We start from the raw sequence: 25,652 nt of genomic DNA, 5'->3' as shown, positions 1-25,652 counted from the left end.
TTATAATATGAAAATTTTAAATCAAAACTTGAAAGGAAGGAAAACCTTATGAAGATTAGTTCTATGTTTACACCTATAAAAATTGGTTCGATGACAGTTCCAAATCGTTTTGTAGTTCCTCCTATGGGAAATAATTTTGCAAATACAGACGGGACTTTAAGTGAAACTTCTAAAGCTTATTATCTTGAACGTGCTTTAGGTGGTTTTGGATTGATAACTATAGAATCTAGTGTTGTAGACAAAAAAGCAAAAGGAGGCCCTCGTAAACCTTGTTTATATGATGATAGTACAATAGATAGTTTTAAAAATGTAATAGATGCTTGTCATAATGCAGGTTCAAAGGTATCTATACAATTACAACATGCTGGTTCTGAAGGGAATGAAAAAATAGCAGGTCATCCATTAAAAGCTGCATCTGCAATCCCTGCATCGAATGGTCGTAACACACCATTAGCAATAACAACTGAAGAAATATATGAACTTATAGAATCTTATGGAGATGCTGCATTACGTGCACAAAAAGCTGGTGCAGATGCTGTTGAAGTTCACTGTGCTCATGGATATTTAGTTAGTAGTTTTATATCACCAAGAACAAATAAGCGTGTAGATGAGTTTGGTGGATGTTTTGAAAATAGAATGAGATTAGCTCGTCTTATTATTGAAAATATACGTAAAAAAGTAGGAGATTCTCTAGCAATATTATGTCGTATAAATAGTACAGATGATATTTTAGGTGGAATAGATGTACATGATAGTTCAGTAATAGCAGCATATCTAGAAGACTGTGGAGTAGATGGACTTCATGTTTCTCGTAGTATACATATACATGATGAATATATGTGGGCTCCTACAGTTTTACATGCTGGATTCAGTGCAGAATTAGTCACAGAAATAAAAAAAGCTGTTAGTATACCAGTAATAACAGTTGGACGTTACACAGAACCACAATTTGCTGAGTTAATGGTTAAACAAGGTAGATGTGATTTAGTAGCATTTGGTAGACAAAGTTTGGCTGACCCAGAAATGCCTAATAAGGCTAAAAATGGAAAGTTAGATGAAATGATACCATGTATTGCCTGCTTACAAGGATGTGTACCAAATATGTTCCAAGGTAAACCTATAGCCTGTCTTGCAAATCCTATATTAGGTCATGAGGCAGAACTTAAACCAGCTGAAACTAGTAAAGAAGTGTTGGTTGTTGGTGGAGGCGTTGGAGGTATGCTTGCAGCATGGGTATGTGCTAAAAGAGGGCATAATGTAACTTTAGTTGAAAAGTCTGAAGTTCTAGGTGGTCAAATGCGTTTAGCTGCATATCCTCCAGGTAAGGGAGATATCACTAATTTAGTTAGAAGTTACATTTCAAAATGTAATCAATATGGTGTGAAAATATGTACTAACACAGAAGCTACAGTAGAACTTATAAAAGAAAAATCACCTAATGCAGTTATTATAGCTACTGGAGCAACTCCACTTGTACTTCCTATACCAGGAATTAATGATTCAGGATTGATACATGCTGTAGACCTTCTTGATGGTAATAAATCTTGTGGGAAAAAAGTACTTGTTGTTGGTGGTGGAATGGTTGGTTGTGAAGTGGCAGCTTTCCTTGGAGAACAAGAGCATGAGGTTACTGTTATTGAGCTTAGAGAAGAAGTTGGTGCAGACGTGATTTCAGAGCACCGTAAGTTCCTTATGAATGATTTTGAAAATTATAATATACATACTGTTACTGGTGCAAAAGTTGCTAAATTTTATAATGATGGTGTCGACTATTTACTTGCAGATGGTACAGAACACGATTTAAAAGGATTTGACTCAGTAGTGCTTGCTATGGGTTCTCGTAATTATGACCCATTAAGTGAATCTGTAAAACAATTTGTAAAAGAAACTTATGTTGTTGGGGATGCAGTAAAAGCACGTAGAGCATTAGATGCAACAAAAGAAGCCTTTGAGGTAGCATTAAATATATAAAAATAAATAAATTTTTCTTTGCAAATAATTGAGTAGATTATTTGCAAAGAAAATGATAATATCGGGAGGAAATGATAGTTATGGAAATTTCAGGTAGAACAGGTTTGTTTGCATTAATAGGTACACCAGTTGGTCATTCTAAATCGCCAGTGATGTATAACTATAGTTTTGAAAAATTAGATTTAGATTATAGATATTTAGCTTTTGATATTACAGTAGACAAGGTAAAAGATGCACTTTCAGCAATAAAAACTTTTAATATAAAGGGAGCTAATGTAACTATGCCATGTAAATCTGCTGTTACAGGATATATGGATGAACTTTCTCCAGCAGCTCGTATAATTGGAGCATGTAACACAATTGTAAATGAAGATGGAAAGTTAATTGGTCATATAACAGATGGAGTAGGTTATGTTCGTAATTTAAAAGAAAATGGAGTAGAAGTTAAAGGTAAAAAGATTACGATTATGGGTGCTGGTGGAGCAGCGACTGCTATACAAGTACAGTGTGCATTAGATGGAGCAAGAGAAATCTCTATCTTCAATGCTAAGGATGATTTTTATAAAAGAGCAGAACAAACAGTTGAGAACATCAAAAAAGAAGTTCCAGAATGTGTTGTTAATCTATATGATTTAGAAGATACAGAAAAACTTTATGAAGAGATAGCATCAAGTGACATATTGACGAATGCAACTCTTATCGGTATGAAACCTCATGATAATGAAACTAATATAAAAGATGTTAGTGTTTTAAGAAAAGAATTAGTAGTAACAGATGTGGTCTATAATCCAAAGAAAACAAAAATGATTGAAGATGCTGAAGCTAATGGATGTAAGGCTATTGGTGGATTAGGAATGTTATTATACCAAGGAGCAGAAGCTTTTAATTTATATACTGGATTAGAAATGCCTGTAGAAGAGGTAAATGAGTTATGTTTTAAATAATAATTTACAAATTGTCATGGTGGGTTTTGTATTGTAGTCTAGTTAAATTTAAAGGTTTAACTGACTATACTTTAAACCCATTATGGTGATAAGTTTATTGTACATAAAAATGTTAATAAATTAACAAGAATAGGAGAAGAACTATGAACAATAAAAAATATTATCCTACTGCCATAGCGTTGTATTTTTCATATTTTTTACTTGGTATCGGAATTTCAATTTTAGGACAATATAAACCAGAATTTTCATCAATGTGGGGGGCTAAAACACTATCAGATGGGACATTAGATGTAAGTATTGTTTTGGCTGTTATTGCCGCATTAGGGTTGGGTAGACTTATATCATATCCATTTGCAGGACCTATTTCAGATAAGTATGGAAGAAAAGTAAGTGGTCTTATAGGAAATTTTCTGCATGCAATTTTCTTCATTGGAATTGTATTTTCACCAAACTTTTATGTAGCATATGTATTTGCAATAATTGGAGGAGCTGCTAACTCGTTTTTAGATACGTGTGTAACTCCTTCTTGTATGGAGATATTTGCTAGTTTAGGAACAATAGCAAATATGTTTACTAAATTTACAATAGCTTTAGCACAATTTTTACTTCCTTTTGTAATTGGTTTTGTCGCAGCAAATTCAATATCATTTAAAGTTATTTTTATAGTAACAGCTATTCTTATTATCATAGACGCAATTTTGATAGCTGTATTACCATTTCCACCAGCTAATAATGTTACTGATAATAAAGGAAAAACAGTTAAATCAGAAAAGATGAAATTTACACCAACAAGTATAGCTCTTGTTTGTATTGGATTTACATGTACATCAACGTTTGTATTATGGTTAAATTGTAATCAGGAATTGGGGAAATTATATGGTATGTCTGACCCTACAAAAATTCAGTCTTTCTATTCAATGGGAGTAATATGTGCAGTATTAATAACTTCTGTACTTATTAAAAAATATATTAAGCCAATCAGAATACTAGTTATATATCCTATAATTGCTTTGATTATGCTATTAGTCGTATATTTTGTTCAAACTCCAACTATTTGTATGTTAGGGGGATTTGTAATAGGCTATTCAGCAGCAGGTGGTGTTCTCCAATTAACAACATCAACAGCAAATGAAATGTTTCCAACTAATAAAGGAAAAATAACATCTATAGTTATGATTGCATCTAGTATAGCGAACTATGTTATTTTAAATATAGCAGGTATTATTACAAAATCAGGTGGAGTGAATGGACCAAAATATGTTGTATTATTTAACGTAGCTATAACTTTTGTTGGAATTTTACTTGCTTTATTTGTAAATATGAGATATGGAAAAGAAAAAGTGTATGATTATGAGGTTTAATATCAGTATAATATAATTGCAAAGTTTTTAAATTTTGTCCAGTTTGGAAGTTGAGGTGTCACTATGGAAAATATAGAAAATATAAGAGCAAAAATAGATTTATATGATGATGAGTTTATAAAATTGCTTGAAAAAAGAATGGAATGTATAAAAGATATTATAGATATTAAGAAAGAAAAAGGTCTACCTATTTTACAATCAGATTATGAAAATAAAAAAGAAGTGGCATTGATTAATAAATTAAAAGGTAATAAGTTTGAAAATGAAATTATAGATATTTTTAGATATATGGTTAAAACAAGTAAGAAAATACAAGCTAAAAATTTATTTTCTTACAATATAATGCTTGTTGGATTTATGGGTGTAGGTAAAAGTACTATATCATCATACTTAAGTCATTTATTAGAGATGGAACGAGTAGAAACAGATTCATATATAGTAAAACAACAAGGTATGAGTATTTCTGAAATATTTGAAAAAATGGGGGAGGAGTATTTTAGAAATCTTGAAAGCCAAACACTAATAAATCTGCAACAAAAGAAAGGTATTGTTGTTTCTTGTGGGGGAGGAATTGTACTTAAAGATAAAAATGTAGAGTATATGAAAAAAAGCGGAAGGATTGTTTTGTTGACAGCAAGTCCAGAAACTATTTTTCAGCGTGTTAAACATAGTGATGAAAGACCGATACTTAATAATAATATGAATGTAGAATTTATATCTGACCTGATGAAAAAACGAGAAGCAAAATACATGGCATGTGCAGATATTATTATCAATACAGATAATAAGACAATAAAAGAAATTTGTGAAGAGATGATTGTAAAGTTAACTGAATTTGATAGATAAATTTAACGTTATAGTAGATTTATATTAAGAGGAATTAAAATTTAAACTAATAATGACATCATTTACTGTTAGAAGATAAGGTATTTACATAATCAATTTTACTAATATTACTAGAATTTCAAATTCTAGTAATATTTTTTTGCGTAGAAATGTAAACTTACCGAAATAAGTAGTATAATCAATATAAATTATATCATGTAAAGGAGGATAATTTAATGGGTAATATTTTTAAACAATTGCAGGAAGTTAAGGGTTATGATGGATATAAAGAATCATTTGAAATGAATTATCTATGTATATATGAAAATATACCTTTAAGAGAGCAAGTAGAACTTGCAAATAATCTAGTAGATGGAATTTTAAATATGTATAAAAGTGAATCTAATGAAATCTATCTATTGGAGAATAATAATTCCAAACCTCTAATTTGCTATTTTGAAGTTTTTATAAAAAAGATAAATACTTTAGTAAAAGAAATGATGATTGATGAAAAGTGGTTATATAAGCTAACTAAAGAATTAATATATAAAAGTAAAAAGGCTGAGTATGTAAAACTTGGATTAATTTTAAGTGAAAAATATTTAGAGAAAGAAAATATAAGAGAAGTTGTAGATACATTTTCTAAATCTGGAGAATACGTGTTTTACTTGAGCAATACTATCAAGAAACTAGAATTTTACAATACATATTTATTTAATTTATCTAAAAAGGCTACAGGTTCAATAAAAGTATTTGCTATTGTTAACATGGAAATTTTGGACTTTAAAATAAATTCCTACCTAATTGAAGAGGGGTATAAGGATACAAAATATGAACGATTATTAATGAATTATATTATTTCTATTATTGATTTGAGTGAATATCTTGAAAGAAGAGATTTAGATAGAGAAAAGATAGATAACTTAGCACATCTAATATGTAACTACTTATTAAGTGTAGATTTTAAATACATAGGGAATAAAGTACAATTAGTAAATCAATTTTTACCAATTGTAGTCAATTATGGAACCACATTTGAAAGTTTATATTCAATTTTCTTAATAGCTATAAATGTATTGAAAGATGAAACTGTAGAATGTGATAAGGTTGAATTTGAGAAAGAAATGAATGCTGTCCTACTTAGTGAAAAGTGGAAGAATATATATTTTAAAGCATTAAGAAATGCAAGTGGAAAAACAGAAGATATGATAAAAATGTCAGAAATTTATGCTATGAATTTATCTTTTGATGATTTATTGCCGTACTTGGATAGAGATATTAGAGATTTTGAGGTGTATTGGCATATATCTAAAAAAGGAAGTACAGATTCTAGATTAAAGTTATTAAACTTTTTTGAAAAGACATTTAACATAGATGACTTAATTGGAAAAATGGAAGATATAGAGAAAGATAGATTAACTCAAGAATATTATGATGATATGTTATTTTTTATTGTTATTAAAGGAAGTAATTCATTATACCCTGAAGGAAAAAGCATATCTTTAAAAGGTATATTTGGAAATATAAATGAAGTAAGAAAAGAGTCCATAAATATTTTAAAAAGATACAGAGAAAAATTATCTCTTGGAGAATTGAAAATAGTTAAAGAAGCTTATGAAAAAGAAAAAAACCTAAGGTTGAAGGATGAATTGAGAAGACTATTATATGAGAGTAATAATTTGAAGAAAGAATTTATAAATATCGAAAAAATAAAAGTGGATGAACATGGTAAGGATATCTATTTAACTTCAGTAGCTGTTGCTGGTTCAAGATTCAGAAATAGAGAATGCCTTGAAAAAGAATTAGAGAAGAGTAAAATATATTATCTAAATAGAGAGAAAGATAATTTGTATGATGAAAATGCTATTAAAATAGTTGGAGAAACAGGTTATGTAATAGGCTATGTTCCAAGAAAAGATAATTATATTTTAAGCAATCTAATAGATGGAGGAAAGCTATTATATTGCAGAGTAACAGAATACAATTTATATGAAGATTATATTTATGCAAATGTATACTTAAGTTATAAGGATGTAATTGAAACAGTTGAAAATTCTCTAAAAATGGTATTGGATAGGAGCAAAGTAAAAATTATAAACTAATAATTCTATATATTAATTAAGAATTGGATTATAAACAATAATATTTAGTATTATATAGTTGAAATGTAGAAAAATTTAAAATACAATGAATATATAAATAATTTTGATTTGAAATCTGTAAATATAGTTTTAATTTTGGGGAATAAATACATAAGTTTTATAAGTCAAATAAATGAATAGTAAATATTTAAAGAAATTTATATTTATATTGTTTATTAAAAATAGGGGGAGAACTTATGAAGATACAAAAAAAAATATTTATTATTCTTATATTAGTTTCAATAATTCCATCAATAATTATTGCTGGAATTTGTATACATAAGTTTACTAATAATTCTAATGAATTGATGAAAAATAACATTAAAACAGCCACAATAATAGAATCAAAGCGATTAAAGAGTTATTTTAGCCAAAAAGAAGTTACATTAAAAACAACTTCTCAAATTTCTTTAATTCAAGAATATCTATATAATGAAAATAGGAGAATTATAGATGATAGATTAAAACAAGAAAATATAAATAGTATATTAAGAGATATTAATAGTAAGGAAAAGTTTTTGCTTAGAATGTCGCTTATTGATAAAAATGATGTAGTAGTTGCATCAAGTGATGAAAATATTATTAATAAAAAGGCACTAATGTCAGGGTCAGAGTTTAAAGGTTTACCACAAGATAGTTTTAAAATCTCTAACATAAATAATAAAAAGAGTTTTTATATAAGTAAAAGAAATTTTGTAATGGGATATCCAATTTGGCTCAACAATGAATATCAAGGTTTTGTGTCCTTTATTGTAGATACAGACTATATTAAAAGTACAATAAATGATATACCTTCTTTTGATACAGGTAAAATGATTGTGATTGATTCTATAGGAAATGTAGTTTCTAATGATGGTAAATATAAATATAAAAATATAATAGACGATGAAAGTTTTTTTAATGAATGGAAATCTACAAATTTAAAAAATAATCCAGATGGGTTTATAAGTTACTCTGAAGATAATATCAAAAATATTGGGTATTATTCTGAAGTATCAGATGGATGGTTTATATTAAGTAGTGTAGAAGAGTCAGAGATAATGAAGCCAATTGATAGGGCTATATTTGTTGTATTACTTTTTATGGTTTTGATTATATTTTTTATATGTTTAATCTCTGTATATGTAAAAAAACACTTTTTAAATCCTATAGGTAAGTTAATTGAAGTCATAGAAAAAATAAGAGATGGAGATACGAGTATAAGATTTAATCTTGATAAAAATAATGAATATGCTAAAATTACCAAAGCTTTCAATAATTTGATTGATACTATGGTCAATAATTCTGAAGAGCTAAAAAGAATAAATGATGACTTAAAAGTGTTGACTTCAAACATTCCTGGAGGAGTATATAAATATAGTTGTGATGGAAACTACATATTTAATTTTGTTAATGAAGGATATCAAAATTTATTGGGATATACAAAAGAAGAGATTGAATCATTTTTCGATAACAAATTGTTAAATGTTATATATGAAGATGACCGTGAAATAGTTAAAAATGAACTAGAAAGGCAACTAAAAAATGGCAATATACTTGAAGTTGAATATAGAGTAGTTCATTCAGATGGAGAGATACGTTGGTTATTAGATAAAGGACAAATAGTAAAAGATAAATATGGAGATTCATGGGTGTATTGTGTTGTGATTGATATTACATCAAGTAAGTCAGCACAAGAACAATTAGATGTAAGTGAAGAGTGCTATAGAATTGTTATGGACCAAGAGAATAACATTGTCTTTGAGTGGAACCTAAATACAGATACAGTAAACATTTCTGACAAATGGGAGAAGAAATTTGGATACAAACCAGTGAGAAATAATCTAATTGAAAATATGTTAGAAAGGGAAATGATATACAAAGATGATATATCAAAATATATAGACCTTTTCACTAGTGCTATGGAAGGCAATAATGCATATAATGAAACAGAACTTAGATTTAGAAAAGGAAAAAATGAATATATTTGGTGTAAAGTTAGATTATCTAGTATTATTGATAAGCACAATCAATGTACACGTGTTATAGGTATTGTTGTAGATATAGATAAAGAAAAAAGAAATAATGACGAACTTAAAAATAGAGCACAGAGAGACTTACTTACAGGATTATATAATAAAATTACAACAGAAGATTTAGTTAGAAATTATTTAGAAAATGAAGGTAGAGAATGTAGTAGTGCATTATTTATAATAGATATTGATGATTTCAAGAGAATTAATGATAATCTAGGGCATTTATTTGGAGATGCAGTTTTAAATGATATAGCATCTAAATTTATAAATATTTTTAGAGAAAGTGATATTATTGGACGTATAGGAGGAGATGAGTTTTTAATTCTTCTAAAAAACTTGAATTCAGAAGAAATACTAAAGCAAAAAGCAGATGATTTAATGAATTTATTTAGACGTTCATTTACAGGAAAAAATAAAGATTATAAAATTTCTGGAAGCATAGGGATTGCTATTTATCCTCAACATGGCAAAAACTTTAATGAACTTTTTAAAAGTGCAGACAATTCACTATATGTTGCAAAAGATAAGGGTAAAGATTGCTATTGGATATGTGAAAATAATAGTCAAACCATAGATAGTAAAAGAATAAGAGCTAAAAATTTTACTTCTGTGTTAGGTGGAGAAGAAGATATTGATGATGTGTACAAGAGCAAATCTACATTTAAACAAAATCTTTCTGAGTATATATTTAGAATTTTATATGAATCTAAAGATGTTGATACAGCAGTAAATTTTATATTGGAATTAGTTGGTAGGTCTTATAATGTAAGTCGTGCATATGTATTTGAAAATTCAGATGATAATACTTATTGTAGCAATACATTTGAATGGTGTAATGATGGTATTAAACCAGAAATAGATAATCTTAGAGAAGTATACTACAGTGTAATTGGAGATTATAAGCAATATTTTAATGAGAGAGGGATTTTTTATTGTAAAGATATATCTACACTTAAAGGTGGATTATATGAAATATTGAAAGCACAGGGTATTGTATCTATGTTGCAGTGTGCAATCTTAGATGAAGGCGAATTTAGTGGATATGTAGGATTTGATGAATGTAATGGAAATAGATTTTGGACCAAGGAAGAAATAGAATCATTGACATTTATATCAGAAATCTTAAGTGTATTTTTGATTAACAAGCATAAACAAGATAAATTAATAAAATCTTATGAGACTACAAAAGTGATTATGGATAATCTTAATTCATGGACTTATGTAATAAACAAAAATACTTATGAACTATTATTCATAAACCAAAAGACATTAAGTATTGCTCCAAATGCAAAGATAAATCAACTATGCTACAAGGCATTTTGGGGTAGAGATGAGCCATGTGAAATTTGTCCAATGAATGAACTTAATGAAGAAAAAAGGTCTTGTACAATTGAGATGTATAATGACAATCTTAATGTTTGGAGTAGTGCAAATGCTTCATATATAGAATGGAATGAAGAAAAAGGAGCTTGTCTAATGTGTTGTAATGATATAACTAAGTATAAAGGTAATAAATGTAAAGTTTAATATATTTTTTCTTGTTGTTAGATAAAACGAATATATGACTAAATTATTTTCTTAAAAAAACAATTGTTTTGTATATATGATGTATAATTAGAATTATATATTCATATTTACAAAACAATTGAAATTTGTATTATTTTATGATTTTAAATTTAGAAGGAATTGTAACTTCCGCCTTTTCTTTTATTTTAGAAGCTTGTTCTTTAACCTTATTTAACAATTCAGATTCATTTACAACTAATACTTTTCTTTCTTTCATTAGCCATTTACCATCACAAATTGTAGAGTCTACATTTTCACTAGTCATAGAATAAACTATATTTCCAATTGGATTATGCATTGGTAAACTATGAATTGTATCTGGATTTAGAATAATCATGTCAGCTTTTTTTCCTACTTCAAGACTACCAATTTCTTTTTCCAATAGAGCACATTTTGCTCCATTTAGAGTAGCCATTTCTAATACCTCTTCAGCAGGAATGACTGTTGGATTTAAAGTTCTACCTTTATGTATTAATGAAGTTAAATACATATCTCTCATAAGGTCCATTCTATTATTTGAAGGTGCGCCATCAGTACCAATTGAAACTGGTATTCCTTTTTCCAACATTTCAGGAATTGATGCAAACCCTAGAACTACTTTCATAGCTGCAGCTGGATTATGAGAAACTTTTACATCATGTAATCTAAATAAATCAATTTCTTTATGAGTAAGCCAAACTGTATGAGCAGCTAAAAGGTTTGGACCTAACACACCCAACTTATCAAGATACTCAACTGTTCCAACTCCATTATTTTGTTTTACAAATGAAATCTCATCAGCTATTTCAGCAATATGCATATGTATACCTGTATCGTACTTATCAGCTAGTTGTTTAGTCCTAACAAGTAATTCGTCTGTTGTATTAAAAATAGTTCTTAATGCAAACCATATTTTAATTCTCTCATTAGATGTATTATTAAATTTGTGGAATAAATCTAATTGAGTATTGATTTCTTCATCAGTAGTTTTTTGCCATGCCTCAGGAAGCCCATCTCCTGTATCCATAACCGATTTAGCTAAACATGCTCTAAGTCCAGTTTTGTCAACCGCTTCAACCATAGCGTCTACATATTGACCACCAGATTCTAAAAATGTAGTAACACCAGATTTTATCAACTCAATACAACATGCAGTGGATGAAATTAATGAATCTTCATAATTAAAGCTACTTTCAAATGGCCAGATTCTTTCTCTAAGCCAAGTTAAAAGTACAACATCATCTGCAAGACCACGTTCTAATTGTTGAGATAAATGAACATGTGTATTTACTAATCCTGGCATTAATATTTTTCCTTTAGCATCGTATATCTCGGCATCTTTATCAGCAATATTACTATCAAACTTACCAACCTTTTTTATAATGTTATTTTCAATAAGTATACTTCCATTCTCGTATACTTCTCTATTTGCATTCATAGTAATTAGATATGCATTTTTTATAAGTAATTGTGACATAAGTATCCTTCCTTTTCTATATATTTTTGTATCTACATATTATGATAATAAATTTTCTATACAAAGTTAATAGCAAAATCAATTTATATATAAAATTGATTTTGCTATTCATAAAATTTAAAATAAATAAGATTTTATTTTATATATTTTAAAATATTAACTTAGAACTAAGTTTACAACTGCAAGTAAACCTATAACCCAAAGTGTAATACTGATTTTATTAGTTTCTTTAGCTACAACATGCATTATTATATATGAAATAAATCCAAAGCATAAACCAATACTTATACTATAAGTCAAAGGCATTAATAAAACTGTGACAAAAGCAGGTACTGCTATTTTACTATCAGCAAAATCAATTTGTTTTATGCTTTCAAACATGAACACACCAACCATTACAAGTGCAGGTGCTGCAGCATAAGTAGGAACTACACCAAGTAATGGTGTAAATATAAGTGTAGCTAAGAATAATGCTGCTGTTACTATTGAAGCAAGACCAGTTCTTGCACCTGCTGCTATACCAGAAGCAGATTCTCCAAATGTTGTAACTGTACTAGTTCCTAAGAATGAACCTATTAAAGTAGAAGAAACATCTGCATATAACATTTTTCCTAAATCTTTTATTTCGCCATTTTCATCTTCAAGACCCATTTGTTTACAGCAAGTAATAAGAAATGCTAATGAATCAAACATATCTATAAACATAAAAGAGAATATAGGTCCAATTAATGAGAATTTCAATGCTCCTACAATATCTAATTTAAAAGCAATTGGTGCTATACTAGGTGGTTTTGAAATTATTGCTGTTGGTAATTCTACAAATCCAAATATAATAGATATTATTGTTGCAACAACGATACTTATTAATATTCCACCTTTAACTTTCTTATATTCTAATATTGCCATTAAGATAAGAGCAAAAAGAGCTATTAAAACTGTTGGTGTAAAATCTGCAAGTGAAACTATAGTGTCTGGATTTGCTATTATAACACCCATATTTTTTAAACCAACAAAAGCAAGGAAAAGACCTATACCTGCTGAAGATGCTACTGCTAATTCTCTAGGAATCGCGTCTGCAATGGTCTTTCGAAGACCAGTTACTGCGAGTGTAAAGAATACACATCCAGATAAAAAGACTACCCCAAGACCTGTTTGCCACGGAATTCCTGCTCCTATAACCAAAGAGTATGTGAAAAATGCATTTAATCCCATACCAGGTGCTAGAGCAAATGGAGCATTTCCTAAAAGTGCAAATATAAGTGTACCAATGGCTGTAGCTAATATAGTAACAGTTATAAGTGCGGCTTTATCCATACCAGCTTCAGATAATATTGCTGGATTTACGAAAACTATATATGCCATTGTTAAGAATGTAGTAACTCCACCTATCACTTCTGTTTTAAGATTAGAGCCACGTTCGCTGAATTTAAACATTTTGTCTAAAAAGCTTAGTGATGAATTATTTCCATCTGGTTGTACATTGTTAGTGTTTGGTACCATTTTTACCTCCAAAAAACTTAAGATATAAACAAAAAAATATATATTCATATAGATAGAATAGAATATATATTCAAAGTTGACATTCTATTCATAGAAAACTCATTTAAGGTGAGTTTGTAGAAACTATTAGACCATATTACTAATATTATATGAACATTTTCTATTTGTTTTTCTGTTGTATTATATCGTAATATTGTATTATTTACAATAAATTTAATGAAATTATTCGTTTTTTTTGTCGATTTTATAAAAAATTAAGGTTATTATTATTAAAAATTATTATCTTCAATAATAAAATACGTATGAGAATAGAACAAGCTATACCTATATACCTTATACTATTAATGGAAGTTTATTATAGTTAAGTTTGTGATATAATTATAAATGTACTGAATACAAGAATATTTCGTAAAAACTTTTTAATATATTAAATATATATATTAAGTTAATATATTAAATAAAACAATGATAAAAAGAATATAATTTATAGTGGAGGGGAAAATGACTAAAATTATTAAAGTACAAAAGCCTAAATTTACAGGGGAATTAGAAACTATTGAAAATTTTGAAAATATACTTGATGATATACTTAATGATGAAAAAATATTTAATAAAATTATAGAAAATGAAATTATAAGTGATTTAGATGCTGTAAGAGTTAGCTTTGAGTCTTGTATATTTAGAAATGTATCTTTTGAAAATTGTAACTTAAAAAAGATTGATTTACTGGATGTGGTGTTTGAAAATTGTAATTTATCAAATACATTTTTTGATGAAGGAAGTATATATAGAGTTGAATTTAAAGACAGTAAATTGATAGGAGTTAGATTTGATGATTGTATACTTAAAAACGTTTTGTTCAAGGATGTTTTAGGTAAGTATTCTAACTTTTCATTCTCTAAATTTAAGATAGTTTCTATTTTAGATTCAAATTTTGAAAATTCTGTCTTTCAAGAAGTAAAAAATGATAACTTGGTATTCGAGTATACAAATCTTAGAAAAGCAAATTTTAATGGAGCTAGACTTTCTGGTGTAGATTTTACTACTAATAATATTGAAGGAATTGAGGTTGGAATAAACGATATTAGAGGAGCTATCTTTGATGTATCACAAGCAATTGATTTAACGAAATTGATGGGAATTATCATAAAATGAAAAAAATATTCATGAAATAAATTGGGAAAACGTTAACAATGTGTGAATTTTTACCAGATTGACATTTTTATGAAAATAAAGTAAGATTATCTTAATATTCAAAATATTTTCAAAGGGGGTAGTTTAGTGTGAGTAAGCAGATGAGAGATATTTTTATAGTTGGTTTTGCTTTATTTTCTATGTTCTTTGGCGCAGGAAATCTTATGTTCCCTCCATTTTTAGGAATGGAATCCGGCAAAGACTGGTTAATTCCTCTTGTTGGCTTTGTTGTTGCAGATGCTGGTATAGCAATGCTTGTTATTATAGCAACAGCAAGATGTAAGGGAAGCATGGATGATGTACTTAGGAGAGCTGGTAAAGGATTAGCAAGAGTAATGAGTGTAGCTGCTCTAGCATGTTTGGCACTTCTTGTTATACCAAGAACTTGCGCAACAACATATGAAATGGGTATTATACCAATATTTGGAGACCATGGACCAGTAGCTAAAGCAATATTTTCAGTAATCTTCTTTGGATTGACTTTAGCATTTACAATTAGGTCTTCTAAGGTTATAGACATAATAGGTAAGTATTTAACTCCAGCGTTATTATTAGTATTATTTGTTTTAATAGTAAAAGGTATAATTTCACCAGCAGGACCTATGAGTCCAGAGCATATGATAGATAGAAATCTATTTGGTGAAGGTATATCACAAGGTTATCAGACAATGGATGCTCTAGGAGCAGCATCTATGGCAACTATAATGTTGATGTCTATAGTAGGTAAAGGATATACATCAGATAAAGACCAAATAGGAATGACTATTAAAGCTGGTTTTGTAGCTTGTGTATTTCTAGCATTAGTATATGGAGGTCTTACTTATTTAGGTGCAACAGTTTCAACAATATATGATACTAGTGTTCCTCAAGCATCTTTATTAGTTGAAATAACTAGTATACTATTATATGGTCAAGTAGGAAAGGTAATTTTAGGTATAATTGTAGCACTTGCCTGTCTTACTACTTCTACAGGTTTAACAGCATCAATATCAACTTATTTTGAAGGAATAAGCAAGGCAACTTACAAACAACTAGTTATAGGGATATGTATAGCTAGTATGCTTATATCAAATTTAGGTGTTGATTCTATAATAGCTATATCAGTTCCAATCCTACAAACTATATATCCTGTTTTATTAGCAATAGTTATCATGGAGTTGGCTGGTAAAAATATAAAGAATGATAACGCATTTAAAGGTGCAGCATATGTTACATTAGTGGTTAGTTTATTATCTGCTGTAAATGGAATGACAGGAGCTGTTCCATTTATACAAAGCTTACCACTTGCAGGTTTGGGCTTTAACTGGGTAATACCAGCTATATTGGGTGGAATAGTTGGTAACTTCATAAAAAGCAACAAACAAGTAGCATAATAATTTGTAATTAATTTAATTTTATAATATATAATTTTTTTAGTACTATGGGTAGGTTTAATCAAAACCTAATCTACCCATAGTACTTTTTAGATTGAAGTACAATAATGTGTATATAATTTTTTATAATATAATTTTTCTTTGAAGTATGATAAAATTAGTAATAGTGATAAGAAAGTACAAATTTAGGAGGTTTTAACTAATGCTTAGAAAAATAACAGCATTTATGCTATCCATATGTTTAATTATTGGACTTACAGGCTGTAGTTTGCTTACAGGCAAGAAAGATAAAAAGGAAATTATAGATGACTTTAAAGTTGCAGTAGTGACTCAACCATTATCTGAAAACAAAGTACAGTATAATATAGTAGAAGAGTTGGCAAAAGAGTATGAAGAAGAGAATAAAATTGATAAAGACAAAGATGGTAAAGCTAAAGTTAAACAAACTATAAAGCATGTTGTATTACCAGAAAACTTTACTTCTAATATAGATAACGCTATAAATCAAATAGTAAAATTGGCTGATGATAAAGAAATTCAGGCAATTGTAGTATCTACAGATCAAGCAGGTCTTTTACCAGCGTTACAAAAGGTAAAGGAAAAGCGTTCAGAAATAATAACTATTTCTGCACCTATGGGAGATGACAAGAATCAATTAAGCCAGTATGTTGATGTGAATTTAGGAATTAATATAGAGGAAAGAGGAAAGTTGTTAGCAGAACATTCAAAAGAAATGGGAGCAAAGGCTTTTATTCATTATGCTTCTAAAGATGACTTAAAAGATGCTAATATAGCCAAAAGACTAGAGAAGATTAAAGAGGCTTGTAAAAATATAGGATTGCAATTTGTACAAGTGGATACACCAAACATGAATACTGAAGAAGATAAAAATAAAGTCAAGCAATTTTTAAATGAAGATATTGAAAAACAAGTTAAAAAATATGGAAAAGACATAAATGTATTTGGTGTAAATGAGTATATGGACGAAGTTATATTAACGAAGGCTTTAGAGTTAAAGTATATAGTTGCAGAGCAAAGTAATCCATCACCAACACAAACATATCCTGAGGTTATGGGATTAAAAATATCTAAAAAAGATGCTCAAAATTATGATAAAATAAACGATATGATAAGTGAAAAAGCTAAGGTTGCTGGTATGTCAAATAGACTTGGCGGATATCCTATGCCAATGGATGCTTTTATACCATCATTAGCAATCTATCTTGCTAGTGAAATGGTAAAGGGTGACTTGACACAAGAAGATGTAAGTGAACCAGATTATTTAGAGGCATTTACAGAATTAAAATTTGGAATTGGTGCTGAATTTGCACCTTTAACAGATGTACTTTATAATTATCAATTAGTAATTTTAAATCAATTAATCTATTAATATTAAAAGCTATGAGATTAGTAATAAAATACTAATTTCATAGCTTTTTCTGATAATAAATGAGTTTTATTATTTTATATAAAAACTTATAAAAAAATAAAATCTTATAGATATATAAAACTTGATAAAGTAAATATGAATTACTATAGATTTAAATTATATTATTTTCTATTATTTTTATGCCTTTTTCGGTTAAAGTGGAACCTTTTCTTCCTTTACTAGAAGATAAGTATCCATTGTGTGTCAAATATTCTAGCATATTTCTTACTTCATATTCTGTGACATTATATTCCATAAATTTCATTAGTTTTGTCCTTCCCATGGGTTTCATATATAATGATTTTAAAATAGAAATACATATGTTTTTGTCATATTGACTTAATTCATGAAATATAGAGATATTATTTGATACATGATGATTATTTAATTTTGAAGATATATTTTGAGGTAAATCATTTATTGTAAGATAATTAGAACCCATGTAAGCCATATATTCAATACAATTTCTTAATTCCCTAATATTACCCATCCAAGTGTAGGAATTTAAAGTCTCTAAAAGATATTTATCTAGTTTGACATTTTTATAGGGAAGTTCTTTTAAAAATGATTCTAAAAGAAGTGGGATATCTTCTAATCTCTTTCTAAGAGGAGGTAAGTCCAAGGTAAACATACTTATTCTATAAAATAAATCCATCCTAAATTTATTTTCTATGATTAATTTTTCTAAGTCTTTATTTGTGGCAGCTAATATCCTTACATCAATTGGAATGATGCTTGTACCACCAATTTTTCTGATTTCTTTTTCTTGTAAAACTCTCAGAAGTTTAACTTGTAAATTATGTGGCATATCTCCTATTTCATCTAAAAATATAGTACCAGTATGAGCTAATTCAAATAATCCTTTTTTTCCACCCTTTTTTGCACCAGTAAAAGAGCCATCTTCATATCCGAATAGCTCACTTTCAAGCAGCTCACTTGGTAATGAAGCACAATTTATGGCTACAAAAGGTTTATTTTTTCTATTTGAATGGTTATGTATTGATTGAATGAAGGCTTCTTTACCTGTTCCTGTTTCACCTGTTATTAATATAGGATTGTCTGTAAGGGCCATTTTCTTTGCTTTTTCAATACAATCTTTTATAACCACACTATTTCCAATAATATTATTAAATTTATATTTAGCTACATAACCTCTTTTAACAGAATCACTTCTTATTTTCTGTTCTAATATCTCTATATCGTTTACATCTTTTAAGGTAACTAAGCAACCTTCTATATTTTTATAAAGATAAAATGGTTTTTTAGAAAGTATGAATTTTTTATCTATTTCATCTATGTATATAATCATATTATCTATGTTTAAATTCTTCGTAATTTTATGCAAAAAACTCTTTGGTAGATAATCCATTAAAGATGGAGATTTTATAAGCTTTTCATCTAGTTCCAACATGTTAAGTAAAGACTTATTTACAAAGGTAACTTTGTTGAAGGTGTTAAAAAATATTAAACCATCCCCTATTTCATCAATAGTCATGTAAAGTATAGTTTTTAATTTAGATATATTATCTAATGATGTATTTAAAAAGTCATGACTGAGTGTTTCCTTGGATAATTTGTATAATCTTTCTATAAATTTTTCATTTTTTAATTTTAATACCACTAGTAATGACATATATGTATCTAATGAAATTTTTCTCCATCCTAAATCAACTATATTTTTTATGTATTTTGGTATAAATCTAATTTGTCCTGGCGTTATAGCTGTATCTAAATCATATATTTCGTTACAATCTGGATATGTTGGTACAAAATCTATATGATTTATCCCAATTTTATATAGGTAGGTAGCCATTTCAAATGCGGATGTTTTATTAGTTGTCATAAGCAATGATTTTGTACCAGGAGGTAGTTGCATCATTTTTTCATAACCAAGCTTTGAAAGTGCTTTTGTTCCATGGATAATTTCAATATCTTCTTTAAAATGTTTTATTAAAAAATTACTAGTTAAAGGTGATAGAGAAAGTACAACGTCTCCTTCTAAATTTTCTTTTATACCATCGAGTATATTTTGTGTTTCTATTATTATCTCATCTCCAAAAAAGTTTATTAACTCTTCTTTGTAATGATTACTATTCAATTTATCGTATGTTATAAGGATTAATTTCTTTTTATCCATTTTATTTCTCCTAACAAAGTAGTATTTATTTTATTTTTTAAAGTATAAGGTAAGTTATATTATACAACAAATAAGATGATAAATTTAGAAATTCAATCAAAAAAAGGTTTTTGTAGGTTTTTATCCTATAAAAACCTATTTATAAATATTTTTTAAGAAATAAATAATGTGTGTTTTTATTTAAATAAGTATGTTTTAATAGGCAGTAAAAAAAATAAGGTATTTGTAGACTTTAGAAGTTAGTAATTATAAGCAATTTACTGAATGGAATAAATTTACAATAAAAAGATATATACAAAAACATTATTATTAAGTTATTGGCATAAATTTTGCTTATTGAAGAGATATACTAATAAATTTTATTTAAACAGGAGGGAGAATTTAAATGAGCAAATTAGAATCAACAACAGAAAAAGTAGAGGTAAAATGGTATGGGTATGTAGCATTAATCTTGGGTGCATTATTCTTTTCAGGAATATTTAAAGATGCATCAGGGCCATTAAAAGTATTGGATTTTAACAATGTATTGGGTTCTTTTGGAACATTAGGAACAGTTAATGATGGTGTAGGTACATTAGCTGCAAATTTTAGAGGAGATGGAGGTACTGGTCCTAGAGATGGGTGGTTATACGCATTGACACTGATACCATCAGTTATGTTTGCACTTGGAATAGTTAGAGTTATAGACCATTTAGATGGAATGAAGGCAGCTCAAAAACTTCTTAGTCCTCTATTAAAACCATTACTAGGATTGCCTGGATTTGCAGGGTTAACTTTAATAGCTAGTTTACAATCTACTGATGCAGCTGCATCTATGACTAAAGAACTTAAAGATGATGGATATATAGATGATAAACAAAAAGCTGTATTTTGTGCATTTCAATTTTCAGGTGCATCTGCAATCACGAACTTCTTTGCTTCTGGAGCAGCATTGTTTCCATTTATCGGAGATGTTCCAATATTTATACCACTTGCTTTAATATTAATTATGAAGTTTGTTGGAGCAAACTTACTTAGACTATATTTAAATAAATTTGACAAGGAGGAAGTTTAATATGAGTGAGGTAGCAAAAAAAGAAGTAAAAGCTAAGAAAGGGAATGTAATAGACGCATTTATTGGAGGAGCTAGAAATGGATTTCAAATAAGTACAAATTCAATGGCTCCAAATGTTATATTCGGTTTTGCTATAATTTCTATATTTAATTTAACAGGTCTTTTGGATTTAATAGGGACAATATTTACGCCTGTAATGAGTATATTTGGACTTCCAGGTGTTGCAGCAACTGCAATAATGACAATATTTATATCAATGGGAGGTGCATCTGGAGTAATAGCAGGTCTATTTACAGCAGGTCAGATAAGCCAAGCACATGTTGCAATTCTTTTACCAATGTTATTGCTTTCAGGAGCTCAGATACAATTTATGGGTAGACTCTTAGGGACTGCTGAATTAAAGACAAAATATTATCCACATATGTTTGTTATAGCAACTTTAAATGGTTGTATTGCAATGCTTATAATGAATTATTTCGTGGTGTAGGTAATTATAAGAAAAGTTTAATATAAATAGAAGATTTACATTCTAAGGAGGAGTTATATTATGGAAACTAATAAAAATTATATTGAATATGTACATAGAGTGTATGATTATTTACACACTATACCAGAAAAAGGGTTTGAAGAATACAAGACATCTGAGTTTGTTTTAAAAGAACTTGAAAAAATGGGTTTTGAAAATATTAGTAAAGGTATTGCAGGAACTGGTATTATAGTAACTATAGATTCTAAAAAAGAAGGACCAGTATTTGCTATAAGAGCAGATATGGATGCGTTGGAATTTATAATAGATGGAGAAAAGAAAATGATACATGCTTGTGGTCATGATGGTCATACTTCTATGCTTTTAACAGCTGCAAAGTTAATAAAAGAAAGAAATTTAGTAAAGAGAGGAATTCTAAAAATACTTTTTCAACCAGGAGAAGAAAAGTTATATGGTGCATTAAGAGTAATTGATTCTGGTTTATTGGATGATGTGGAAGAAATGGTAGGTATGCACTTAAGACCTGGACAAGATTGTAGATTGGGAAAGGCAATACCTGCAATGTATCATTGTGCTAGTTGTATAATGGAATTTACGATTAAAGGTGTTACTTGTCATGGTTCTAAACCGCATCTAGGAGTAAATGCAGTAGATGCCGTTTGCTTAGCAGTGAATGCAATAAATGCAATAAGAGTAAATCCAGCTGTACCAAATTCTATAAAAGTAACAAATGTATCGGTTAAAGGAGAAACATATAATAATATACCAGATGAAGCATTTATGGCTTTAGATATAAGAGCAGAAAGTAATGAGATAATAGAAGAATTAAAAGAAAAAGCAATACATGCTGTAAAAACTTCTGCCAATTCTATAAATGCAGAAGCTGTGTTGCTTTCAAAAGATGGAGTTCCAGCAGCAGAGTTTGACGAAGAGCTTGTAAACTTAGCTGAAGAAACTATAAAAGATGTATTGGGAGAAGATGCGTCTATAGGTATATTTAAAAATTCTGGTGGAGAAGATTTTCACTATTATACACAAAAACTAAAATGTAAAACTACATATATTGGATTGGGAGCTGATGCTACACCAGGATTTCATAATCCAAATGTGACATTCGATACAAAAGCTTTAGAATATGGCGTTGATATATGGTGTAGATTAGTTGAAAAGAGATTGGGTAATATATAAATTAATGATTCCACATTTAGAATTTTAAAAATTGTAGAAAAAGATTGCTTATATTAGTTGAAATGTAATTAATATGAGCAATCTTATTTTGATATGGTGAAATTATTTTTGCAACATTGAAAAAAACTATGACAATAAAAATAAGTATATTTTTAATCTATTGGACAAAAAAGTGTTACTATTATAATATGTAGAATTGTAAAATGACACCAAATTACATCTAGTAATATACGTAATAATTATAAAATTTATATTTTTAGGAGGAGTAAAATGAGTAAATATAATTTTGACCGAGTAATAGATAGAGTGGGGACAGATTGTGTAAAATGGGACTTTAGAACTAATTGTTCACCAAAAGCACAAAAAGATGGTTTACCTTTTTGGATTGCAGATATGGATTTTGAATGTGCAGAGCCAATAATAGAAGCATTACATAAAAAAGTTGACCACAAAATATTTGGATACAGTTCTAATGACAGCGAGAGATACTTTAATGCAGTTTGTGGTTGGTATAAAAGAAGATTTAACTGGGAGATAAACAGAGAAGATATTATTTTTAGCCCAGGAGTTGTACCAGCTGTTGCTATTTTAGTAAGAATATTAACCGATTCTAATGAAGGTGTAATAGTTCAAAAACCAGTGTATTATCCATTTGAAGCTAAGATAAAAAGTAATAATAGAGAAGTTGTAAACAATCCTCTGATATATGAGAATGGCACATATAGAATGGATTATGTTGATTTAGAAGAAAAGGCTAAGTGTAGTAAAAATAAAGTACTTATACTTTGTAGTCCTCATAACCCTGTGGGCAGAGTATGGAGGGAAGATGAATTAAAAAAAGTTGTAGAAATATGCAAAAAATATGACTTATGGATAATAGCTGATGAGATACATTCTGACTTAATTAGAAAAGGATTTAAACATACTCCTTTACAATCATTATGCCCAGAATATAAAGATAAAATAGTTACATGTATAGCACCAAGTAAAACGTTTAATTTGGCTGGAATGCAACTATCTAATATAATAGTGAATAATAATGAATTAAAAAAGAAATATCAAGAAGAGGTCACAGCTGTTGGAGTTGGAACTTCACCAAATCCTTTTGCTATTGTGGCTACTATAGCAGCATATAATGAAAGTGAAGGTTGGCTTAATGAATTGAATGAATATTTAGATAGTAATATAAAATTTATTGATGAATACTTAAAAGAAAATTTACCAAAAGTAAAACTTGTTTATCCAGAAGGAACGTATTTAGCATGGTTAGATTTTACTGCATATGGATTGAATGAAATAGAACTTGAAGATTTAATGTTTAAGAAAGCTAATGTATTATTTGATGAAGGCTATATATTTGGAAAACAAGGAATAGGATTTGAAAGAATAAATGTAGCATGCCCACAGTCTTTATTAAAAGAATGTATGGATAGATTAAAGGCTACATTTGAAAATTTATAAGTATATGTAAAAATTTATAGGATGTATAGAAATAAAAAATATTAAACTTGACAAATTTTAACTAATCACTTATCATACTATTATGAATAAATAGAAAACATAAGAGAGTTAAATTTTATTAGATTAAATTCTTAAAGACTTTGAAAGGAAGAGTAGTTATAGAATGTAGTTAAAGCGAGTTGGTGATGGTGTGAGACCAATATGAAGTCTATAATGAAGAACATCCTGGAGTTGCTAACCGAAATTTTAAAATAGTAGGCTTAGTCGGAACCAAACCGTTATCATATTGGGATGTATCGAGTAATATCTGTACATTATGAGCTGGGTTTAAATTTATTTTAAACTAATCAGGGTGGTACCGCGGAAAGATAACCTTTCGTCCCTTTTATATAGGGATGAGAGGTTTTTTTAATGGAAAAATATATAAATCTAGGGAGTGAATAATATGAGTACAATAATACCAAAGGATTATAAAAGTAGTTTGAATGTAATTGATACACAAGTAGCTATAAAAAAATTAAAAGATTTTTTTGAAATGAGATTAAGTAATGAGCTAAATCTAATAAGAGTTTCTTCTCCATTATTTGTATTACCTGAAACAGGTGCAAATGATAATTTAAATGGAGAAAAGGCTGTAAGTTTTGATATACCATTTATGAATAAAAATGCAGAAATTGTTCAATCACTTGCAAAATGGAAGAGATTAGCTCTTAAAAAATATGGCTTTGAAGTTGGTAGTGGTTTATATACAGATATGAATGCGATAAGAAAAAATGAAGAATTAGATAACATACATTCTCTTTATGTAGACCAATGGGATTGGGAATTGGTGATAGATAAAAGTAGCAGAAATGAAAAAACTTTGAAAGATATTGTAAAAAGATTGTATGGAGTATTTAAAGATACTGAAATATTTGTATGTAGCATGTATGAAGGTATAAAAGAAATATTGCCAGAAGAAATAACATTTATAACATCACAAGAGTTAGAAGATATGTATCCAGAACTATCTCCAAAGGAAAGAGAAGATAAAATTGTAAAAGATAAGAAAGCTGTATTTATAACTCAAATAGGAAAGACACTAATGTCAGGAGAAAAGCATGATGGAAGAAGCCCTGACTACGATGATTGGGAATTGAATGGAGATATATTATTTTATAACCCTGTTTTAGATTCTGCATTAGAACTATCTTCAATGGGAATTAGGGTTGATGAAGAGTCTCTTGATAGACAATTGAAACTGGCTGAATGTGAAGAAAGAAAAGAGTTTGATTATCATAAGATGCTTTTAAATGGTGAACTTCCATATACAATTGGTGGAGGTATTGGTCAGTCAAGAATATGTATGTATTTCTTACAAAAAGCTCATATAGGAGAAGTACAAGTTGGAGTATGGCCACAAGATATGATTAAAAATTGTAGTAGTGCAGGAATTGAATTATTATAATTTAAATATATACTAATTGATAAAATTTATAGCTAATATACTCATCAAATTAATTATATCGGTTATAATGTAGAATAACCTATAATTATAAGAGGTGGTAAAT

General features: G+C 28.4%; 17 protein-coding genes, 1 riboswitch and 1 other annotated feature. Of the genes, 14 read left to right on the top strand and 3 right to left on the bottom strand.

Annotation, left to right across the window (positions count from 1 at the left end; translation table 11 throughout):
* Nucleotides 1–48: 48 nt before the first annotated feature.
* The 6 genes from ACTG48_RS15450 to ACTG48_RS15425 all read left to right on the top strand — a co-directional run bounded on the left by ACTG48_RS15450 (nt 49) and on the right by ACTG48_RS15425 (nt 10,784).
* On the top strand, nt 49–1,971 hold the full coding sequence (locus ACTG48_RS15450; protein ID WP_021385605.1) for an oxidoreductase: 1,923 nt from the start codon (nt 49–51) through the stop codon (nt 1,969–1,971).
* A gap of 80 nt (nt 1,972–2,051) precedes the next feature.
* Nucleotides 2,052–2,915 (top strand): shikimate dehydrogenase, encoded by an 864-nt coding sequence (gene aroE / locus ACTG48_RS15445; protein ID WP_021385619.1) that lies wholly within the window; start codon nt 2,052–2,054, stop codon nt 2,913–2,915.
* Between the two features lie 143 nt (nt 2,916–3,058).
* Nucleotides 3,059–4,276, top strand: coding sequence for an MFS transporter (locus ACTG48_RS15440; RefSeq protein WP_479917299.1), 1,218 nt, complete (start codon nt 3,059–3,061; stop codon nt 4,274–4,276).
* 63 nt (nt 4,277–4,339) lie between these two features.
* Complete coding sequence (locus ACTG48_RS15435; RefSeq protein WP_021385643.1) at nt 4,340–5,122, top strand: shikimate kinase; 783 nt, start codon at nt 4,340–4,342, stop codon at nt 5,120–5,122.
* 215 nt (nt 5,123–5,337) lie between these two features.
* On the top strand, nt 5,338–7,203 hold the full coding sequence (locus ACTG48_RS15430; protein WP_479917298.1) for an HIRAN domain-containing protein: 1,866 nt from the start codon (nt 5,338–5,340) through the stop codon (nt 7,201–7,203).
* A 236-nt stretch (nt 7,204–7,439) separates the two neighbouring features.
* On the top strand, nt 7,440–10,784 hold the full coding sequence (locus tag ACTG48_RS15425; protein ID WP_479917297.1) for a diguanylate cyclase domain-containing protein: 3,345 nt from the start codon (nt 7,440–7,442) through the stop codon (nt 10,782–10,784).
* A 130-nt stretch (nt 10,785–10,914) separates the two neighbouring features.
* On the opposite strand, the gene ACTG48_RS15420 is transcribed toward ACTG48_RS15425, so the two are convergent.
* Entirely contained in the window at nt 10,915–12,279 is a 1,365-nt protein-coding gene (locus ACTG48_RS15420; protein ID WP_479917296.1) for an amidohydrolase, read from the bottom strand.
* 156 nt (nt 12,280–12,435) lie between these two features.
* Nucleotides 12,436–13,779: an NCS2 family permease gene (locus ACTG48_RS15415; protein ID WP_021385637.1), complete on the bottom strand. Its 1,344-nt coding sequence runs from the start codon at nt 13,777–13,779 to the stop codon at nt 12,436–12,438.
* Nucleotides 13,780–13,850: 71 nt separating this feature from the next.
* Nucleotides 13,851–13,952: riboswitch (purine riboswitch) on the bottom strand.
* A gap of 328 nt (nt 13,953–14,280) precedes the next feature.
* Between ACTG48_RS15415 and ACTG48_RS15410 the strand changes: the two genes are divergently transcribed.
* The 3 genes from ACTG48_RS15410 to ACTG48_RS15400 all read left to right on the top strand — a co-directional run bounded on the left by ACTG48_RS15410 (nt 14,281) and on the right by ACTG48_RS15400 (nt 17,736).
* Nucleotides 14,281–14,934 carry a pentapeptide repeat-containing protein gene (locus ACTG48_RS15410; RefSeq protein ID WP_021385622.1) on the top strand — a complete coding sequence of 218 codons (654 nt, stop codon included), beginning with the start codon at nt 14,281–14,283 and terminating at the stop codon, nt 14,932–14,934.
* A gap of 140 nt (nt 14,935–15,074) precedes the next feature.
* Nucleotides 15,075–16,346 carry a branched-chain amino acid transport system II carrier protein gene (gene brnQ, locus ACTG48_RS15405; protein WP_479918802.1) on the top strand — a complete coding sequence of 424 codons (1,272 nt, stop codon included), beginning with the start codon at nt 15,075–15,077 and terminating at the stop codon, nt 16,344–16,346.
* 202 nt (nt 16,347–16,548) lie between these two features.
* Nucleotides 16,549–17,736 carry a DUF3798 domain-containing protein gene (locus ACTG48_RS15400; protein ID WP_479917295.1) on the top strand — a complete coding sequence of 396 codons (1,188 nt, stop codon included), beginning with the start codon at nt 16,549–16,551 and terminating at the stop codon, nt 17,734–17,736.
* 151 nt (nt 17,737–17,887) lie between these two features.
* Here the strand turns inward: ACTG48_RS15400 and ACTG48_RS15395 are convergent, their stop codons facing one another.
* Nucleotides 17,888–19,912, bottom strand: a complete 2,025-nt coding sequence (locus ACTG48_RS15395; RefSeq protein WP_021385602.1) for a sigma-54 interaction domain-containing protein — start codon at nt 19,910–19,912, stop codon at nt 17,888–17,890.
* A 385-nt stretch (nt 19,913–20,297) separates the two neighbouring features.
* Between ACTG48_RS15395 and ACTG48_RS15390 the strand changes: the two genes are divergently transcribed.
* The 5 genes from ACTG48_RS15390 to asnA all read left to right on the top strand — a co-directional run bounded on the left by ACTG48_RS15390 (nt 20,298) and on the right by asnA (nt 25,549).
* The gene (locus tag ACTG48_RS15390; protein WP_021385630.1) at nt 20,298–20,966 is read left to right on the top strand and encodes a nucleoside recognition domain-containing protein; all 669 of its coding nucleotides are present in this window, start codon (nt 20,298–20,300) and stop codon (nt 20,964–20,966) included.
* A gap of 1 nt (nt 20,967) precedes the next feature.
* Nucleotides 20,968–21,453 (top strand): YjiG family protein, encoded by a 486-nt coding sequence (locus ACTG48_RS15385; RefSeq protein ID WP_021385587.1) that lies wholly within the window; start codon nt 20,968–20,970, stop codon nt 21,451–21,453.
* Between the two features lie 60 nt (nt 21,454–21,513).
* On the top strand, nt 21,514–22,641 hold the full coding sequence (locus ACTG48_RS15380; RefSeq protein ID WP_479917294.1) for a M20 peptidase aminoacylase family protein: 1,128 nt from the start codon (nt 21,514–21,516) through the stop codon (nt 22,639–22,641).
* Between the two features lie 270 nt (nt 22,642–22,911).
* Nucleotides 22,912–24,102, top strand: coding sequence for a MalY/PatB family protein (locus ACTG48_RS15375; protein WP_479917293.1), 1,191 nt, complete (start codon nt 22,912–22,914; stop codon nt 24,100–24,102).
* A 131-nt stretch (nt 24,103–24,233) separates the two neighbouring features.
* Nucleotides 24,234–24,489, top strand: a binding site (T-box leader).
* Nucleotides 24,490–24,547: 58 nt separating this feature from the next.
* Nucleotides 24,548–25,549 carry an aspartate--ammonia ligase gene (asnA, locus tag ACTG48_RS15370; protein WP_021385601.1) on the top strand — a complete coding sequence of 334 codons (1,002 nt, stop codon included), beginning with the start codon at nt 24,548–24,550 and terminating at the stop codon, nt 25,547–25,549.
* Nucleotides 25,550–25,652 lie beyond the last annotated feature (103 nt).

Source organism: Clostridioides sp. LIBA-6822, assembly GCF_056688955.1.
This window is presented reverse-complemented; position numbering and strand designations above follow the sequence as displayed.

Bases quoted from the DNA above. Each gene is read 5' to 3' on its own strand.
- ACTG48_RS15450 (WP_021385605.1), top strand. From the start codon at position 49: ATGAAGATTAGTTCTATGTTTACACCTATAAAAATTGGTTCGATGACA.
- aroE (WP_021385619.1), top strand. From the start codon at position 2,052: ATGGAAATTTCAGGTAGAACAGGTTTGTTTGCATTAATAGGTACACCA.
- ACTG48_RS15440 (WP_479917299.1), top strand. From the start codon at position 3,059: ATGAACAATAAAAAATATTATCCTACTGCCATAGCGTTGTATTTTTCA.
- ACTG48_RS15435 (WP_021385643.1), top strand. From the start codon at position 4,340: ATGGAAAATATAGAAAATATAAGAGCAAAAATAGATTTATATGATGAT.
- ACTG48_RS15430 (WP_479917298.1), top strand. From the start codon at position 5,338: ATGGGTAATATTTTTAAACAATTGCAGGAAGTTAAGGGTTATGATGGA.
- ACTG48_RS15425 (WP_479917297.1), top strand. From the start codon at position 7,440: ATGAAGATACAAAAAAAAATATTTATTATTCTTATATTAGTTTCAATA.
- ACTG48_RS15420 (WP_479917296.1), bottom strand. From the start codon at position 12,279: ATGTCACAATTACTTATAAAAAATGCATATCTAATTACTATGAATGCA.
- ACTG48_RS15415 (WP_021385637.1), bottom strand. From the start codon at position 13,779: ATGGTACCAAACACTAACAATGTACAACCAGATGGAAATAATTCATCA.
- ACTG48_RS15410 (WP_021385622.1), top strand. From the start codon at position 14,281: ATGACTAAAATTATTAAAGTACAAAAGCCTAAATTTACAGGGGAATTA.
- brnQ (WP_479918802.1), top strand. From the start codon at position 15,075: ATGAGAGATATTTTTATAGTTGGTTTTGCTTTATTTTCTATGTTCTTT.
- ACTG48_RS15400 (WP_479917295.1), top strand. From the start codon at position 16,549: ATGCTTAGAAAAATAACAGCATTTATGCTATCCATATGTTTAATTATT.
- ACTG48_RS15395 (WP_021385602.1), bottom strand. From the start codon at position 19,912: ATGGATAAAAAGAAATTAATCCTTATAACATACGATAAATTGAATAGT.
- ACTG48_RS15390 (WP_021385630.1), top strand. From the start codon at position 20,298: ATGAGCAAATTAGAATCAACAACAGAAAAAGTAGAGGTAAAATGGTAT.
- ACTG48_RS15385 (WP_021385587.1), top strand. From the start codon at position 20,968: ATGAGTGAGGTAGCAAAAAAAGAAGTAAAAGCTAAGAAAGGGAATGTA.
- ACTG48_RS15380 (WP_479917294.1), top strand. From the start codon at position 21,514: ATGGAAACTAATAAAAATTATATTGAATATGTACATAGAGTGTATGAT.
- ACTG48_RS15375 (WP_479917293.1), top strand. From the start codon at position 22,912: ATGAGTAAATATAATTTTGACCGAGTAATAGATAGAGTGGGGACAGAT.
- asnA (WP_021385601.1), top strand. From the start codon at position 24,548: ATGAGTACAATAATACCAAAGGATTATAAAAGTAGTTTGAATGTAATT.